This is a genomic window from Sinomonas cyclohexanicum (assembly GCF_020886775.1).
In the GTDB taxonomy this organism is placed as follows: Bacteria; Actinomycetota; Actinomycetes; order Actinomycetales; family Micrococcaceae; genus Sinomonas; species Sinomonas cyclohexanicum.
Genome location: NZ_AP024525.1, coordinates 2,057,027 through 2,072,967, shown reverse-complemented (window position 1 = coordinate 2,072,967; position 15,941 = coordinate 2,057,027). Strand labels below are relative to the sequence as shown.

Below are 15,941 nucleotides of genomic sequence, written 5' to 3'. Positions count from 1 at the left end.
CGGAGCTGGGCCTCATCCCATGGTATCGGCCCGGGAGGCGGCCTCCTGACGCGCTGCGAGGCGCTCGCGCTGGGGCACGACGACGTACTTCGGGTCCCGGGTCGACGCACGCCCCGCCTCGAAGATGCCGAAGCGCAGGAGCGCCGACCCCGCCGCGACGGCGAGTCCTGACACCGCGCTCACGGCCCGCGAGGACCGCCCTCCGAGGGCGAGGCCCACGGCCCCCGCGGCCGTGCACGCCTTGGACAACCTCAGGAGCCTGCCTGCCTTTCCCTGGTGGAGGGTCTCCGCGGAGAGCTTGCCGCTGCGCTCCATGGCCAGGCTCATGGCAGTCTCGAGGGCCGCGCCGGCCACGGCCATGCGGCGCGCCGGGCCGCTCTCGCCCACGGGCGCGAGGGCCGCAGCAATCCCTCCGGCCGAGGCCGCCGCGGAACCCGCGAAGACGAACGGCAGCGCAGCGTGCGCGTCGTGCCACGTGGGCACCGCCGTGTCGGCGATCAGGACAGCCGTGTAGGTGGCGACAGCGGACCCCGTGATGCCTGCTCCCACGCCCGCTGCCCTCCCGGCGCGGGGCATGATCCCGAGCAGATTGGCCGCGGCGCTCGCGCCGGCCAGGGGCCCGTAGACGGAAAGAATCCATGAGCCGACGCTCATGGGAGAGGTCGGCTTGGCCACGCGCAGCATGTTGACGAAGCGATCCGGGCGCCCGAGGTCATGCACGAGGGCTACGACGGACGCGGAGATGGCGCCCAGGGCCGTGAGCTTCGCCGCGCGCTCGAGCCGGGGCCGGGCCGTGTGCTGGGCCCCCGCCGCGAGGACCGATGACGCTCCGGCGAGGCCGCCGGCGAAGATGTAGCCGGCGATGTCGAGCGCGTGCCACGTGGGCTCCTTGAGGATAGGGCGCCCGTAGTACGAGGTGAACTGGTCAGTCGGCTGGCGGCGTGGGCTCACTTCCTCGCCCCCCAGAAGATGAGGGCGGTCCCAGCGAGCAAGCCTGCGGCGGCGCCCGCGGCGCGCTTCCACATGGCCGGCACGTCCCGGGTCGTGACGACGGGATCCGGGGGAAGTCCGTACGTCTCGGGCTCGTCGAGGAGGAGGAAGAACGCGCCGTCGCCGCCCACACCGCCCTCCGGGTCCCGGCCGTAGAGCTGGGCCCCTTCCTCGCCGCGCTCGTGCAGCTCCTCGAGCCGCGCATCAGCACGCTCGCGCAGCTCGTCGAGCTCGCCGTACTGAATCGAGTTGGTCGGGCACGCCTTCGCGCACGCCGGTTCCTCGCCCGCACCGAGCCGGTCGTAGCACATGGTGCACTTGAACACGCGCCCGTCATCCTTGCGCTGGTCGATGACGCCGTACGGACATGCCGAGACACAGTAGCCGCAGCCGTTGCACACGTCCTGCTGGACCACGACCGTCCCATGCTCGGTGCGGAACAGCGCACCCGTGGGGCACACGTCGAGGCATGCCGCGTGGGTGCAGTGCTTGCACACGTCGGAGGACATGAGCCACTTGACGCCGTCGTGCGCCGACGGATCCGCAGCCGGCACCTTCTTCTCGATGAAGGCCACATGCCGCCACGTGTCTGCACCGAGCGCCGAGGTGTTGTCGAAGGACTCCCCTGTCAGCTTCAGGGACGTGTCGGCAGGGATCTGATTCCACTCCTTGCACGCCACCTCGCACGCCTTGCACCCGATGCAGAGGCTCGTGTCGGTGAAGAATCCCTTCCGCGGGACCCCGATCGTGGGCATCCCCAGTTGCGTGGTGCTCATGCCTTGACTCCCTCGCCGCCTGCGTGTGTGTCGGTGCCTGTGTGCTCGTCGATGCCGGCTCGCCGGCGGTACTCCTCGACCAGTGCGGGCAGGGAAGGCCCGCGCGGCCGGCGCCCGGGCCGGATGTCCACCGTGAGCGCTTTGACCTCCTGAATGTGGGCATTGGGGTCCATCGCGATGGAGGAGAGCTCGTTCATCGCGTCGCCGCGCGCGAGGCCGTTCGGCCCCCAGTGGTACGGCATGCCGATCTGATGGAGGGTACGGCCGTGCACCTTGAGCGGCTTCATCCGCTCGGTCACGAGCACCCGGGCCTCGATGGCCCCCCGGGCGGAGATGAGCGTGGCCCATCCCTTGTTCGTGAGTCCCCGCTCGGCGGCGAGCTCGGCCGAGACCTCGCAGAAGGCCTCCGGCTGCAGTTCCGCGAGATAGGGCAGCCACCGGGTCATGGCACCAGCGGTGAAGTGTTCGGTGAGCCGGTACGTCGTCAGCACATATGGGTAGACATCCGCGCCGCGCTCGCCGCCACTGGGATGGTAGCGGTTGCCTTCGCGCGGCATCAGCTTCCGCACCGGGTTCCGCCCCTGTGTGTACAGCGCGTTGGGGAACGGCGACTCCTGCGGCTCGTAGTGGGTCGGCATCGGCCCGTCCACCAATCCAGCCGGGGTGTACAACCACCCCTTGCCATCGGCCTGCATGATGAACGGATCGATACCGGATATCGCCTCGACGCCGAGCGCGCCCTCGGCCGGACGATACGACGGGGGCTTCGTCGGCTCGAAGTCAGGCACGTCGTCACCCGTCCAGTTCCCGGCGTCCTCGTCCCACCAGATGAGCTTCTTCCGTTCGCTCCAAGGACGACCCTCTGGATCCGCCGAGGCACGGTTGTACAGCTCCCGGCGGTTGGCCGGCCACGCCCAGCCCCACTCCAGGCTCGAGACCGTCTGCTCCGTGTGCGGCTTACGCCGCGCGGCCTGGTTGACGCCGTCGGCCCGGCACCCGCAGTAGATCCAGCACCCGCACGACGTCGACCCGTCGTCCTTGAGCTCGGTGTAGGCGGACAGCGGCGTCCCGTCTGCCTTCCTTCCATTGATCTCGGCGAAGACGGCGTCGGCATCCGGATCGGCCTGGCTGCCGACCGTCGGGTAGTCCCACGTGAGGTCCAGCACCGGACGGTCTGCCGGATCCGTCGAGTCGGCGAGAAGGCCGCGGATCCGGTTGCCCAGATGCCACATGAACCACAGGTCGCTGCGCCGGTCGCCCTCGGGCTCGACCGCCTGATCGTGCCACTGGAGCAGCCGGTTGGTGTTGGTGAAGCTGCCGCTCTTCTCCGTGTGCGAGGCGGCGGGGAAGAAGAACACCTCCGTCCCGATGTCCTCGGTCCTCATCTCGCCCGTCGCGATCTCAGGGCCGTCCTTCCACCACGTAGCGCTCTCGATGAGGGAGAAGTCCCGCACCACGAGCCAGTCCAGCTTGGCCATCCCCGCACGCTGCAGGTGGGTGTTGGCCGAGCCGACGGCTGGGTTCTCCCCCAGGAGGAAGTAGCCCTTGCACACGCCCTCCAGCTGCGCGGCGACCGTCTCGTAGGTCCCGTGGCTTCCGGTGATGCGGGGCAGGTAATCGAAGCAGTAGTCGTTCTCCGCTGTTGCGGCGTCCCCCCAGTACGCCTTGAGCAGGCTGACAGTGTACGAGCGCATGTTGGCCCAGAAGCCGCGCTCGGCGGAGTCCGCCTCGACATAGCCGTCGAGGTCCAGATGCTGCTCCGCGTGGGGCATGGGCAGGTAGCCGGGGAGAAGGTCGAAGAGGGTCGGAATGTCGCTCGACCCCTGGATGCTCGCGTGCCCGCGCAATGCCATAATGCCCCCGCCCGGGCGGCCGATGTTCCCCAGCAGCAGCTGCAGGACAGAAGCCGACCGGATGTACTGGACGCCGGTGGTGTGCTGCGTCCAGCCCACCGCGTACGCGAACGCCGTGGTCCGCTCACGCCCGGAATTGGCGCTGATCGCCTGCGCCACCTCGGCGAAGAGCTCGCGCGGCACGCCACAGACCTCTTCGACCATCTCCGGCGTGTAGCGCGCATAGTGGCGCTTGAGCGTCTGGAAGACGCAACGCGGGTTCTGGAGCGTCTCGTCCCGTCGCCACTCGCCACGGAGCGAGGGGCCTCCGGAGCCGTGCGAGTGCGCATGGCCCGCCTCGCCGAGCGTCGTGCCGCTCTCGTGCGCCTGGGACTCGCGCTCGCCGGAGGAAGCGGCGACGTCGGCACCCTCGTACTGCCAGGTCTGCTGGTCGTAGTTGGGCCCATCGGGATCGAAGCCGGAGAAGAGTCCGTCCAGGTCTTCGGTGTCCCGGAAGTCCTCCCGGAGGATGGTGGCCGCGTTGGTGTAGTTGACGACGTACTCGTGGAAGTAGGCATCGTGGGTCAGGACCCAATTGATGAGGGCACCGAGGAAGGCGATGTCCGTCCCCGCCCGAATCGGCACGAACGTGTCGGCGAGGGCGCTCGTGCGGGAGAACCGCGGGTCGATGTGGATGATCTTCGCGCCGCGTTCCTTGGCCTCCATGACCCATTGGAACCCCACCGGGTGGGCCTCGGCGAAGTTGGACCCCTGGATGATGATGCAGTCCGCGCGCTGCAGGTCCTGGAGGTAGGTCGTCGACCCGCCGCGTCCGAAGCTCGTGCCGAGGGCCGCGACGGTCGAGCTGTGGCAGACGCGGGCCTGGTTCTCGACCTGGACGACGCCGAGCGCTGTCAGCAGCTTCTTGATGAGGTAGTTCTCCTCGTTGTCCAGCGTCGCGCCCCCTAGGCTCGCGATGCCCATCGTGCGCCGCGTGCGAACATCGTGGGACTCCCACTCCCACGTGTCCCGCCGAGTGTCGACGACGCGCTGGGCCACCATGTCCATCGCCGTCTCGAGGTCGAGGCGTTCCCAGTCCGTCGCATGCGGCCGGCGGTAGAGGACATGCTTCTCGCGTGCGTCCCCCGTGGTCAGCTGGAGCGAGGCGGATCCCTTCGGGCACAGCCGTCCGCGGCTGATGGGCGAATCGGGGTTTCCCTCGATCTGGATGACCTTCTCGTCCTTGACGTAGACCTTCTGCCCGCACCCCACCGCGCAGAAGGGACACACCGAGTCGACCACACGGTCCGCCGTCGAGGTGCGGGCCGTGAGCCGCGCGGAGGCTGGGGACTTGGCCGCCTGATGGCGGCCCGTCGGGTCGTGGTCGAGGAATTGGCGCACAACGGGCCACTGCAGCGGACTTGGCATCGATCCTCCTCGTCGGAAGCCGTTGACGCGTGATGAGGGTCACGTGCCGACGGGAGCCATAGTAGCCCTGCCCTCACCATGCCCCGCCAGACCTGAGTCCAACCACACCGGCGGTGCGCCGCGCTCGCCGCGTTTGTCGACTGTTTCCAATGGGCGCCCCGGCCTGCTCGTCGGATACCTACAGAATGGCGTGCGGCCGCCGCGCGTACCGTCAGAAGCCAGACCACCGGCGACCGCCCGGCCCTCAGGAGGAACCATGAGCCAGAAGACCGCACCCACCGACCAGACGGCCGTCCGTCGGCGACGCCTCTGGGACTCCCAGTCCCTCGCCCTCGTCGCAGTGTTCGCCGCGCTCATCGCTGTCTCGGCGATCGTCCCGGGGATTCCCGTGGGCTCGTTCGGCGTACCCATCACGCTCCAGACGCTCACCATCATGCTCACCGGCCTCGTCCTCGGCGCGGGGCGGGGGGCGGCCGCCGTCGGGCTCTACCTCGTGCTCGCGTTCGCGGGCCTGCCGATCTTCTCGGGCGGCCGCGCCGGGCTGCAGGTCCTCGCGGGCGGGTCCGCGGGGTACATCGTGGCGTTCCTGGTCGCGGCGTTCGTCCTGGGTCTCGCAGCGCAGTTCATCATCAAGCGGTTCTCCGCCAAGCGCCGCGTGCTGTGGTTCTTCCTGGCCTCGATGGTGGTGCTCGTGGTCATCACCCACGGGCTCGGCGTGCTAGGCATGATGCTCAACCTCAAGCTGTCCTGGCAGGCCGCGTTCGCTGCCGACCTCGTCTACTACCCCGGCGACATCCTGAAGAACATCGTCGCCGCAATCGCCGCCGCGGCCGTGCACCGGGCCTTCCCCGACGTGCTCGTGCGCCGCGTCAAGTAGCATGCCCAGGATCGAGATCGACGCCGTCTCGGTGTCCGTCGCCCTCGACGACGCCGAGGACCGGGGCCGCGGTCAGGCGCCCGGCCGCAAGGTGCTGCTCGACGGCATCGGTGCGACGCTCACCGAGGCGCGCATCGCCGTCGTGGGCGCGAACGGCTCCGGGAAGTCCACCATGCTGCGCCTCCTCAACGGGCTCGTGGAGCCGACGTCGGGCGCCGTGCGCGTCGACGGGCTCGACACGGTCCGCGACGGCCGCGCGGTGAGGCAACGGGTCGGGTTCGTGTTCACCGACCCGCTCTCCCAGCTGGTCATGCCGACCGGGCGCGAGGACGTCGAGCTCTCGCTGCGGCGCCACCACCGCTCGCGCTCCGACCGAGCCGCAGCAGCGCAGGCTGTGCTCGACCGGTTCGGTCTCGACCGGCTCGCGGACCAGAGCGTGTACGAGCTCTCCGGCGGGGAACGGCAGCTCATGGCGCTCGCGGCCGTGCTCGCCGTCGACCCCGCCGTGCTCGTGCTGGACGAGCCCTCGACTCTCCTCGACCTGCGCAACCGCGAACTGCTGCGCCGCACGCTCGCGGGGCTGGAGGAGCAGGTCATCCTCTCGACCCACGACCTCGAGCTCGCCCTCGACGCCGACCGGGTGCTCGTCATCGAGGGCGGCCGGATCGCGTTCGACGGCGCGCCCGACGAGGGAGTCGCCCTCTACCGCGAGCTGTGCGCGGCTCCCCCGCGGGCGGGGTCCACAGGTGGGCGCACGACGGCGGACGGCCGCTGATGCGCTCCCGTTCGGCTCCCGGGCTGCTCGCCGGCTATGTGCCCGGCGCATCGTGGCTGCATCGCGCGCCGCTGTGGGCGAAGTTCGTGGGAGTGGTCGCGGCCGGCTCTGCGAGCTTCGTGCTGCTGGACTGGCGGGCGTCCGTGATCGCGCTGGCCACAGTGGTGGCCGCGTGGCTGTCGGCAGGCCTCGGCGTGCGGCGGCTCGCGGCGTCGTGGAGGCTCGTGGTGCCGCTCGCCGTCGTGCTCTTCGCGTTCCAGTGGTGGCAGCAGGGGCCCGCGACGGCAACGAGGATCGTCGCTAACCTGCTCCTGTGCTTCGTAGCCGCAGGCCTGCTCACGGCGACCGTGCCACTGCGCGACCTGCTCGACGGCGTGGCGGGGCTCGCGCGGCCGTTCCGCCGCTTCGGCGCGGACCCCGAGCGGTTCGCGCTCGCGATCGCGATCATGATGCGCAGCATCCCGGTCCTCGCCGGCTCCTTCGCCGAGGTGGGCGACGCCGCCCGGGCCCGCGGGCTCGAGCGCAGCGTCCGCGCACGAACCATTCCGGTGGTGCTCTCAGCCGTGGCCTACGCGCGCCGCACCGGCGACGCGCTCGCGGCGAGGGGCCTGGCCGACGACTGATGCGCGCCGCCCCCGGCCGAAGCCACGTGCCTCCTCGGCTGGTGGTGAGTGCGGGAGGGCGGCGCCGGGGGACGCGGGGTGGACCCCTGGGAGCGCGGCGCTACAGACTGACCGTCCTGAAGAGGGCGGCCGTGCCGATGCCCCCCGCCGAGCTGATCATCGCCATGCACAGGGAGCCTTCGGGCAGGGTCTGGGCACGGGCAAGAAGCCTCACAATGGACACAGCACCGGACGCGCCGTAGGCGTGGCCAAGGGCCAGCGCTCCGCCCTCCGTATTCAGCACGGCGTCGAGCGCCTCTCCGGACATGCCCAAGCGGTCCGTGCACGCAAGGACCTGCCCGGCGAAGGCCTCGTTGAACTCGACAGCTGCGAGATCGCCCACGGCGGCCCCCGCCTCACCGAGGAGCCGTTCCGCGGCCGCCGCGGCGCCGAGCCCGAGCCTGTGCGGGTCCACCCCAACCGTCTGGGCCCCCACGAACTCGAGCGCCGCGGACCCGGCGGGCACCGCGAGCTGTCCGACGGCCCCACGGGAGACCACGAGCACCGCCGCCGCGCCGTCGGCGTCGAAGCATGAGTTTCCCGCCGTCACCGTCCCGCCCTCAACGAAGGCTGCGGGGAACCGGGCCAGGAGCCGGGAGTCGAGGCGCGCCCGTGGCCCGTTGTCCGCCGTGAGCAGCCCAGCCTCGGCGTGAGGAGAGCGAACGGCGACCAGCTCGCCGTCGTACGCGCCCGACGACGCCGCGGCGAGCGCGCGCGCATGGCTCCGCAGCGCGAGGGCGTCCTGCCGCTCGCGCGTGATCCCGGCCTCGCGGGCCACGGTCTCTGCGGCGAACCCCATGTCGGGGTCCCCGGGCTCGGCCTCGCCTTCGAGAGCGGGCGCGTGCTGCGCGCGGCGGTAGAACACGAGGGAGCCGTCGCCGAGCCGTCGCGCGCGTGCCGGCGCGGTGCTGATCGACTCGGCTCCCCCGGCGAGGAACGCCTCCCCCGCTCCGGCCTGCACGAGGCGGCACGCGAGCACGATCGCGTCGAGCCCCGATCCGCACTGCCGGTCCACCGTGATCCCGGGCAGCGACGCGGGCAGGGCCGCCGTGAGCGCGGCGAGCCGGGCAAGGTTCCCGCCCCCGCCGGCGGCGTTGCCCGCCACGACGTCCGCGAGGAGCGACCCGGAGACCCCCGAGCGCTCGACGAGGGCCCCAAGAACGGGGGCGAGCAGATCCTGCACCGGGACGTCCCGCAGTGCAGTCCCCGATCGGGCGAGCGGCGTGCGCAGCCCGGCGACGATCAACGGCCCGCCGCGGCCGCCGTCACCCGACGGGCTAGGCGAGCGGAGCGGCACGCCGGTCCCCCTCCAGCACCCACCGCTGGAACTCAGTCCGCGAGAGCTTGCCACGCTCGGTCACGGGGAGCGTATCCAGGCGGAGGTACTGGAGGGGCCGCTTCGCGGGGGTGAGATGCCCCTCGAGCGCAGCACGGACCTGCGCCTGGCACAGCCCGGCGTGCGAGGGCACGATCCCTGCGACGACGCGCTGCCCGCGGACGTCGTCCGGCACCCCGGCCACGACCACTTCCGCCACGCCGGGCAGCATCGCGAGGGCCGCCTCGACCTCGTGCGGGTACACGTTGTGTCCGCCCGTATTGATCATGTCCTGTGTGCGGCCGAGAACGTGGAGCTCCTCGCCGTCGAGGAACCCTTGGTCGCGCACCGTGCACATGCCGCCGAGGCGTGTGAACGCCTGCCCGTCGTCGCCCCACACGTAGCCGTCCGAGACGAGGTCACTGCGCACGCAGATGTTGCCCGTCTCGCCCCCGGCGACCGGTGCGCCGTCGTCATCGAGGATCGCGAGCTCCACCCCCTCGAACGCGCGCCCGACGCCGGTCCCCACCTGTGCGGGCTGCGCGCCGGGCTCGTGGCTGCTCGCCGCGACGAACGAGAGCTCCGACGCACCGTAGTACTCCCACACGACCGCGCGGGGCGCCCACCGCCGCACGGCCTCAAGCGTGCGTCGGTCCAGCTTCTGCCCGGAGCACACGACGGCGGTCACGCCGCTCGCGTCGACGTCCCCCGTGAGCCCCCGCTCGGCGAGCACGCGCAGCATGGTGGGGACGAGGACGAGCCGCGTGATGCCCCGGCCGGTGATCTCGGCGTGGGCGTCGCCGACGTCGAACGCCGGGAGCGTGTGGAAGGTGGCCCCGGCCCAGAGGCACTCGGAGAGGGTGTACAGGTTGAGGCTGGCCGAGAGCGGACCGGGCGCGAGGACCTGATCGTCCTGCGAGAGGCGGAAGGCTGCCGTGGACACCTCGAAGGAACGCAGCCACGAGCGCCTCGACCGGCTGAACGCCTTGGGCACGCTGGTTGTGCCGGAGGTGAGGCCCACGAGGAAGCTGGATTCGGCGCTTCCGTCGGCGAGAGACGCCGGGTCGAGCCGCCGACCTGGCGCGGCGCCCCACCGTTCCTCGAGGCGGCCCTCCACCTCCGCCACGAGCTCGTCGGGCCACGTCGGGTCGAGCACCGCGCACTCGCGCTCCCCTGCCACCCCGGCGGCCCACCGCACGGCGAAGTCGACGCCGTTGCGCTGGCGCAGGACGGCGGTCGGCTCACCGGAGCTCGCGAGGTCCGCGGCCTTGTCGTGCAGCTGTCGCCACGAGAGGCGCTCGCGCCCGCACACGACGGCGGGCTCGTGCGGTTTCTCGGCCGCCCAGCGCGAGAGCCGGTCCAGAAAGGGCATCCCCCCAGTCTATCGGCGCCGCGCCCAACCCCACGGGCGGCGGCGTCACACGGCGCAAGTTACCCTGTGGTCATGAGTTTCAATGACGGCGCCCAGCTCGACCCGTCCCAGGTCGAGGACCGGCGCGGCGGCGGTGGCGGGCGCTTCGGGCGCGGCACGATGATCGGCGGCGGCGTAGGCGGAGCGATCCTGGTCCTCGTCCTCACCCTCCTCGGCGTGAACCCCAGCATCCTCAGCGACCTCACGGGCGGCGGACAGGATGCGGGCCAGCAGCAGCCTGTGGGCGCGGCCGGCGGCACGAGCGAGTGCAAGACCGGCGCGGACGCCGCGGCGCGCCTCGACTGCCGGATCGTCGGCACGGTCAACAGTGTCAATGCGTTCTGGACCGACTACTTCAGCAAGAACGGCAGCAAGTACACCAAGCCGCAGGCAGTGATCTTCTCTGGCCAGACCTCGACGGGGTGCGGCCCCGCGACCACAGACGTGGGCCCGTTCTACTGCCCGACCGACACGACCGCGTACTTCGACCCGGGCTTCTTCGACGAGCTCGTGACCCGCTTCGGGTCCTCCGGCGGGCCCCTCGCCCAGGAGTACGTCGTGGCCCACGAGTTCGGTCACCACGTGCAGGACCTCGTCGGCACACTCGGCTACGCGCAGAAGGACCCGCAGGGCGCGCAGTCGGGCAGCGTCCGCGTCGAGCTCCAGGCGGACTGCCTCGCCGGAATGTGGGCGCACGCCGCGAGCACCACGAACGATCCCGCCACGGGCAAGCCGTTCCTTCAGCCCATCACCCAGAAGGATGTCCAGGACGCACTCTCCGCTGCGGCATCCGTCGGTGACGACCGCATCCAGAAGGCCGCGACCGGCCGCACCAACCCCGAGAGCTACACCCATGGCACGAGCCAACAGCGCCAGACATGGTTCATGCGGGGCTTCCAGGGCGGGGACCTGAACCAGTGCAACACCCTCACCGGGAGCGTGTGAGACCTGAGTCCGGAGCACGACGGCGGCCGGTCGCCTTCCGCGCGGAAGGCGACCGGCCGCCGTCGTGCTTGCCGGGAGGGAGCCGGAGCTAGATGTTGAAGCCGAGCGCGCGCATCTGGTCGCGGCCGTCCTCGGTGATCCGCTCGGGACCCCACGGCGGCATCCACACCCAGTTGAGGCGCCACTCGTCCACGACGCCGTCGAGGACCTGGCCGACCTGCTCTTCGAGGATGTCCGTGAGCGGGCATGCGGCGGTCGTGAGCGTCATGCTGATCAGCAGCGCTCCGTCCTCGCCGTACTCGAGCCCATAGACGAGCCCCAGGTCCACGACGTTGACGCCGAGTTCGGGGTCGATCACGTCCTTGAGACGCTCCTCGACATCCTCGAGCGCGGTCGGTGCGGGCTGGATCTCTGTCATCAGTGCCTTCCCTTTAGCGAAATGGTTGGCCGTGGCCGTGGATCAGGCCTGCGCCGCGGCGGCCACGTAGCGGTCGTAGCCCTCGTCCTCGAGCCGGTCGGCGAGCTCGGGGCCGCCCTGCTCGGCGATCTTGCCGTCCACGAAGACGTGGACGAACTGCGGCTTGATGTAGCGCAGGATCCGCGTGTAGTGGGTGATGAGGAGCGTGCCCATGTTGCCCTCCTCCTGGGCGCGGTTGACGCCCTCGGAGACCACCTTGAGCGCGTCGACGTCGAGGCCCGAGTCGGTCTCGTCGAGGACGGCGAACTTCGGCTTGAAGAGCTCGAGCTGGAGGATCTCGACGCGCTTCTTCTCGCCGCCCGAGAAGCCCTCGTTGACGTTGCGCTGGGCGAAGTCGGCGTCGATGCGCAGCTGCTCCATGGCGGCCTTGACGTCCTTGGTCCAGGTGCGGATGGCCGGGGCCTTGCCGTCGATCGCCGTCTTGGCGGTGCGCAGGAAGTTGGTCATGGTCACGCCCGGGATCTCCACGGGGTACTGCATGGCCAGGAACAGGCCGGCGCGGGCGCGCTCGTCCACGCTCATCGCGAGGACGTCCTCGCCGTCGAGCGTGATGGTGCCCGAGGTGACCGTGTAGCGCGGGTGGCCCGCGATCGTCGAGGCCAGCGTGGACTTGCCGGACCCGTTGGGGCCCATGATCGCGTGCGTCTCGCCGGTCTTCACGGTGAGGGTCACGCCCTTGAGGATCTCCTTGACGCCCTGCTCGGTCTCGATCGAAACGTGCAGGTCCTTGATCTCCAGAGTCGACATGTGGTGCTCTCCTAGTGCCCGGGTCCCCCGGGCGAAGTCAGAAAATGGTGGAAGGGTTCTCAGTTGTCGCTGGCGTCGAGCTCGCGCTCGACGGCCTCCGTCAGGTGTTCCTCGATGGCCGGAACGCCGATCTTCTGGATGATCTCGTTCAGGAAGCCGCGCACCACGAGGCGCCGCGCCACAGCTTCGGGGATGCCACGGGCCATGAGGTAGAACAGGTGCTCGTCGTCGAAGCGGCCGGTCGCGCTCGCGTGGCCGGCGCCCTCGATGAGGCCCGTCTCGATCTCAAGGTTCGGCACGGAGTCCGCGCGGCAGCCGTCGGTGAGGACCAGGTTCTGGTTCTTCTCGTAGCTGTCGGTGCCCTCGGCCTGCTTCTGGATCAGCACGTCCCCGATCCACACCGTGCGCGCGTCCTTGCCCTGCAGCGCGCCCTTGTACAGGACGTTCGAGACACAGTTGGGCTGGCCGTGGTCCACGAACGTGCGGTGCTCGAGGTGCTGGCCGGCGTCGGCGAAGTACAGGCCGTACAGCTCGGCCTCGCCGCCGGGCGCGCCGAAGCGCGCGGTCGGCGTCATGCGCACGAGCGATCCGCCGAGGCTGACCACGAGGTGCTTGAGGTGGGCATCGCGGCCGATCTTGACCTGCTGGCTCGACGCATGCACCGAGTCGTCGCTCCACTCCTGGAGGGTCACGACCGTCAGGTCGGCGCCGTCCTCGAGCACGATCTCGACGTTCTCGGACACGACCGCCTGGCCGACGTGGTTGAGCACGACGACGGCGCGCGCCCCCTTCTCGGCCACGACCACGAGGTGCTGGGCTGCTGCGGCGAGGCCGGCGCCCGTGAGGGTGACGAGGACGCGCTCGTCGAGCTCTGCCCCGGCCGGGACTGTCACGACGGTGGCCTCGGCGAAGTGAGCCCACGCGTTGGCGGACACGCGGTCCTCCGGGATGCCGGCGGTGCCGATGCGGGCGTCGTCGCGGCCCACGGTCTCGACGCGCACCTGCTCCGGCGCCTCGACAGCGACGGCCGGCGCGGCGCCGTCGAGCGCTGCGGTGTGCAGGCCGCCGAGCCGCTTGAGCGGCGTGAAGCGCCACTCTTCTTCAGTGCCCTTGACGGCCGGGAAGTCCTCGAGCCGGTACGAGGTCAGGCGCCCCGCGCGGGAGCTGTCGGGGATGCCGTAGCCGCCGCCGTGGGAGTGGGACTTGGCGGCCGCGCCCCCGAGCGGGCTGAGTGTCTGCTCGGCCGGCTCGAGGGGGGTCAGGCTCTCCCCCTCCTCCGTGAGGCCGGGGATCGCCGGGGCGCCGATGCCGGTGTTCTGCGCGGTCTTCTGTTCAGTCATCTCGGTCATCAGCCGACGGACCCTTCCATCTGCAGTTCGATCAGGCGGTTCAGTTCGAGGGCGTACTCCATGGGGAGCTCGCGCGCGATCGGCTCGATGAAGCCGCGCACGATCATCGCCATGGCCTCGTCCTCGGGCATGCCACGGGACATGAGGTAGAAGAGCTGCTCCTCGGACACGCGGGAGACGGTCGCCTCGTGGCCGAGCACCACGTCGTCCTCACGGATGTCGATGTACGGGTACGTGTCGGAGCGCGAGATGGTGTCCACGAGCAGCGCGTCGCAGCGCACCGTGTTGGCGGAGTGCTTTGCGCCCTCGCGGACCTGCACGAGGCCGCGGTACGCCGAGCGGCCGCCGCCGCGGGCCACCGACTTGGAGACGATGGAGGACTTCGTGTTCGGCGCGATGTGGACCATCTTCGACCCGGTGTCCTGGTGCTGGCCCTCGCCGGCGAACGCGATCGAGAGGGTCTCGCCCTTGGCGTGCTCCCCGACCAGGTACACGGCCGGGTACTTCATGGTGACCTTCGAGCCGATGTTGCCGTCGATCCACTCCATGGTGGCGCCCTCGTGGCAGATGGCGCGCTTGGTCACGAGGTTGTACACGTTGGTCGACCAGTTCTGGATCGTCGTGTACCGGACGCGGGCGCCCTTCTTCACGATGATCTCGACGACGGCCGAGTGCAGCGAGTCGGACGTGTAGATCGGGGCGGTGCAGCCCTCGATGTAGTGGACGTAGGAGTCCTCGTCCGCGATGATCAGCGTCCGCTCGAACTGGCCCATGTTCTCCGTGTTGATGCGGAAGTAGGCCTGAAGCGGGATCTCGACGTGGACGCCCTTGGGCACGTACACGAACGAGCCGCCGGACCACACGGCCGTGTTGAGCGAGGCGAACTTGTTGTCGCCGGCCGGGATCACGGTGCCGAAGTACTCGGTGAAGAACTCCGGGTGCTCCTTGAGCGCGGTGTCCGTGTCGAGGAAGATCACGCCCTGGGCCTCAAGGTCCTCGCGGATCTGGTGGTACACGACCTCGGACTCGTACTGGGCCGCGACGCCGGCCACGAGCCGGGACCGCTCGGCCTCGGGAATGCCGAGGCGCTCGTAGGTGGTGCGGATGTCCTCGGGGAGGTCCTCCCACGACTGCGCCTGCTTCTCGGTGGAGCGGACGAAGTACTTGATGTTGTCGAAGTCGATGCCGGAGAGGTCGGCACCCCACAGCGGCATGGGCTTGCGGTCGAAGTACTTCAGGCCCTTGAGGCGGAGATCGAGCATCCACTCGGGCTCGCCCTTCTTGGACGAGATGTCCCGGACCACGTCCTCGCTGAGGCCGCGGCGCGCGTGCGCGCCGGCATCGTCCTTGTCGGCCCATCCGTACTCGTAGGTGCCGATCCCATGGAGCTCCGGGTTCTTCTCCAGGATCTCGGCGATCACCGTGGACCCGGCACCCGCCTGGTCACCGCCCGTCGAGGTGCGGTTCTCAGCTATCTGATCCGTCATCACGGCCTCTCTTGCTGCTCGGTTGTGGTCTCGGAGGCGTGGCCCGTGAGCTGGGCCCGCCCGGTAGGAATGTGGGTTGTGCACACGTGGCCGCCCTGCGCGAGCGTCGAGAGCCTGCGGACGTCCACGCCCAGGAGGCGCGAGAATGCCGCCGTCTCGCTGTCGCAGAACACCGGGAACTCGGCAGCGAGCTGCTGCACGGGGCAATGCCCCTGGCACAGCTGGACGCTCGCGAGGTGCGCGGGGAGCGGCGCCTTGCCCTGCACCGTCGCAGCGGAGGCGACAAAGCCGTCCGCGGTGAGGGCCTCTGCAAGGGCCCGGGAACGTGCAGCGACGTCGCTGCCCGCAGCGTCCACGAGCGGACGATAGCGCCGCTCCATGGCCGCGAAGCGCTCATGGGCGAAGTCCTCGACCGCGCCGGCGCCGCCCAGCTCGGAGAGCCGCTCGAGCGCCTTGCGGGCGATGTCGAGGTAGTCGTCCCCGATGGTCGACTGGCCGCGCGAGGTGAGAACGTAGCGGCGGGCGGGGCGCCCGGCGCCCGTGCCCGACGTCGCGACCCGCTTGACCTCCACGACGCCGGCCTCGGTCAGGGCGTCGAGGTGGCGCCGCACGGCGGCCGGGGTGACGTTGAGCATGTCGCCGAGCTCGGCCGCGCTCACGGGACCGTGCTCAAGGACCGCGCTGAGGACGCGGTCGCGCGTGCGGTCCTCGGCGTCGGGCCGCGGTTCAGCCTGTATCGACCTCACCGGGGTCGCCTTCACGGAATACACAAGACAATCATGGCCTAATAATGGGCCCGTCTCCAGTAAGGAGATGCTTATCACGCTCTCCGCGAAGCGGGGAAGGGCCCTCCGCCCCTCCCGCGGCCG

14 protein-coding genes are annotated in these 15,941 nt (G+C 70.5%); 4 read left to right on the top strand and 10 right to left on the bottom strand.

Annotated features, from left to right (window positions below; translation table 11 throughout):
• Positions 1-12: 12 nt before the first annotated feature.
• From nrfD to fdh, 3 genes are read right to left on the bottom strand one after another with little or no spacing between them, the layout of a single operon-like run.
• Complete coding sequence (gene nrfD / locus SCMU_RS09985) at positions 13-951, bottom strand: NrfD/PsrC family molybdoenzyme membrane anchor subunit (protein ID WP_229232807.1); 939 nt, start codon at positions 949-951, stop codon at positions 13-15.
• Positions 948-1,766: a 4Fe-4S dicluster domain-containing protein gene (locus tag SCMU_RS09980; protein WP_229232806.1), complete on the bottom strand. Its 819-nt coding sequence runs from the start codon at positions 1,764-1,766 to the stop codon at positions 948-950. The genes nrfD and SCMU_RS09980 overlap by 4 nt, the downstream gene beginning before the upstream one ends.
• Positions 1,763-5,026, bottom strand: a complete 3,264-nt coding sequence (gene fdh / locus SCMU_RS09975) for a formate dehydrogenase (RefSeq protein WP_229232805.1) — start codon at positions 5,024-5,026, stop codon at positions 1,763-1,765. The genes SCMU_RS09980 and fdh overlap by 4 nt, the downstream gene beginning before the upstream one ends.
• Before the next feature lie 256 nt (positions 5,027-5,282).
• Here fdh and SCMU_RS09970 point away from each other — a divergent pair, with 256 nt between their 5' ends.
• From SCMU_RS09970 to SCMU_RS09960, 3 genes are read left to right on the top strand one after another with little or no spacing between them, the layout of a single operon-like run.
• Positions 5,283-5,903 (top strand): biotin transporter BioY, encoded by a 621-nt coding sequence (locus SCMU_RS09970; protein WP_229232804.1) that lies wholly within the window; start codon positions 5,283-5,285, stop codon positions 5,901-5,903.
• A gap of 1 nt (position 5,904) precedes the next feature.
• Positions 5,905-6,678 (top strand): energy-coupling factor ABC transporter ATP-binding protein, encoded by a 774-nt coding sequence (locus tag SCMU_RS09965; RefSeq protein WP_229232803.1) that lies wholly within the window; start codon positions 5,905-5,907, stop codon positions 6,676-6,678.
• Positions 6,678-7,301 carry an energy-coupling factor transporter transmembrane component T family protein gene (locus SCMU_RS09960; protein WP_229232802.1) on the top strand — a complete coding sequence of 208 codons (624 nt, stop codon included), beginning with the start codon at positions 6,678-6,680 and terminating at the stop codon, positions 7,299-7,301. The genes SCMU_RS09965 and SCMU_RS09960 overlap by 1 nt, the downstream gene beginning before the upstream one ends.
• A 100-nt stretch (positions 7,302-7,401) precedes the next feature.
• Here SCMU_RS09960 and SCMU_RS09955 read toward each other — a convergent pair whose 3' ends face one another.
• On the bottom strand, positions 7,402-8,637 hold the full coding sequence (locus tag SCMU_RS09955) for a thiolase family protein (protein WP_229232801.1): 1,236 nt from the start codon (positions 8,635-8,637) through the stop codon (positions 7,402-7,404).
• Complete coding sequence (locus SCMU_RS09950) at positions 8,618-10,027, bottom strand: class I adenylate-forming enzyme family protein (RefSeq protein WP_229232800.1); 1,410 nt, start codon at positions 10,025-10,027, stop codon at positions 8,618-8,620. Before SCMU_RS09950 ends, SCMU_RS09955 begins: the two co-directional genes overlap by 20 nt.
• A gap of 72 nt (positions 10,028-10,099) precedes the next feature.
• Between SCMU_RS09950 and ypfJ the strand changes: the two genes are divergently transcribed.
• Positions 10,100-11,011, top strand: coding sequence for a KPN_02809 family neutral zinc metallopeptidase (ypfJ, locus tag SCMU_RS09945; protein ID WP_229232799.1), 912 nt, complete (start codon positions 10,100-10,102; stop codon positions 11,009-11,011).
• Between the two features lie 88 nt (positions 11,012-11,099).
• Here ypfJ and SCMU_RS09940 read toward each other — a convergent pair whose 3' ends face one another.
• From SCMU_RS09940 to SCMU_RS09920, 5 genes are read right to left on the bottom strand one after another with little or no spacing between them, the layout of a single operon-like run.
• Complete coding sequence (locus SCMU_RS09940) at positions 11,100-11,429, bottom strand: metal-sulfur cluster assembly factor (protein ID WP_189692089.1); 330 nt, start codon at positions 11,427-11,429, stop codon at positions 11,100-11,102.
• A 42-nt stretch (positions 11,430-11,471) separates the two neighbouring features.
• Positions 11,472-12,236 (bottom strand): Fe-S cluster assembly ATPase SufC, encoded by a 765-nt coding sequence (sufC, locus tag SCMU_RS09935; RefSeq protein ID WP_229232798.1) that lies wholly within the window; start codon positions 12,234-12,236, stop codon positions 11,472-11,474.
• Positions 12,237-12,295: 59 nt separating this feature from the next.
• Positions 12,296-13,585, bottom strand: a complete 1,290-nt coding sequence (gene sufD / locus SCMU_RS09930) for a Fe-S cluster assembly protein SufD (RefSeq protein WP_229232797.1) — start codon at positions 13,583-13,585, stop codon at positions 12,296-12,298.
• Entirely contained in the window at positions 13,585-15,072 is a 1,488-nt protein-coding gene (sufB, locus tag SCMU_RS09925) for a Fe-S cluster assembly protein SufB (RefSeq protein ID WP_229232796.1), read from the bottom strand. The genes sufD and sufB overlap by 1 nt, the downstream gene beginning before the upstream one ends.
• Positions 15,072-15,809 (bottom strand): helix-turn-helix transcriptional regulator, encoded by a 738-nt coding sequence (locus tag SCMU_RS09920; RefSeq protein WP_443020298.1) that lies wholly within the window; start codon positions 15,807-15,809, stop codon positions 15,072-15,074. Before SCMU_RS09920 ends, sufB begins: the two co-directional genes overlap by 1 nt.
• Positions 15,810-15,941: the final 132 nt, after the last annotated feature.

Excerpts from the sequence above, each read along its gene's own strand:
- SCMU_RS09980 (WP_229232806.1), bottom strand. The coding sequence starts at position 1,766 with ATGAGCACCACGCAACTGGGGATGCCCACGATCGGGGTCCCGCGGAAG.
- sufB (WP_229232796.1), bottom strand. The coding sequence starts at position 15,072 with ATGACGGATCAGATAGCTGAGAACCGCACCTCGACGGGCGGTGACCAG.
- SCMU_RS09970 (WP_229232804.1), top strand. The coding sequence starts at position 5,283 with ATGAGCCAGAAGACCGCACCCACCGACCAGACGGCCGTCCGTCGGCGA.
- SCMU_RS09940 (WP_189692089.1), bottom strand. The coding sequence starts at position 11,429 with ATGACAGAGATCCAGCCCGCACCGACCGCGCTCGAGGATGTCGAGGAG.
- SCMU_RS09965 (WP_229232803.1), top strand. The coding sequence starts at position 5,905 with ATGCCCAGGATCGAGATCGACGCCGTCTCGGTGTCCGTCGCCCTCGAC.
- fdh (WP_229232805.1), bottom strand. The coding sequence starts at position 5,026 with ATGCCAAGTCCGCTGCAGTGGCCCGTTGTGCGCCAATTCCTCGACCAC.
- sufD (WP_229232797.1), bottom strand. The coding sequence starts at position 13,585 with ATGACCGAGATGACTGAACAGAAGACCGCGCAGAACACCGGCATCGGC.
- sufC (WP_229232798.1), bottom strand. The coding sequence starts at position 12,236 with ATGTCGACTCTGGAGATCAAGGACCTGCACGTTTCGATCGAGACCGAG.
- SCMU_RS09960 (WP_229232802.1), top strand. The coding sequence starts at position 6,678 with ATGCGCTCCCGTTCGGCTCCCGGGCTGCTCGCCGGCTATGTGCCCGGC.
- SCMU_RS09950 (WP_229232800.1), bottom strand. The coding sequence starts at position 10,027 with ATGCCCTTTCTGGACCGGCTCTCGCGCTGGGCGGCCGAGAAACCGCAC.
- ypfJ (WP_229232799.1), top strand. The coding sequence starts at position 10,100 with ATGAGTTTCAATGACGGCGCCCAGCTCGACCCGTCCCAGGTCGAGGAC.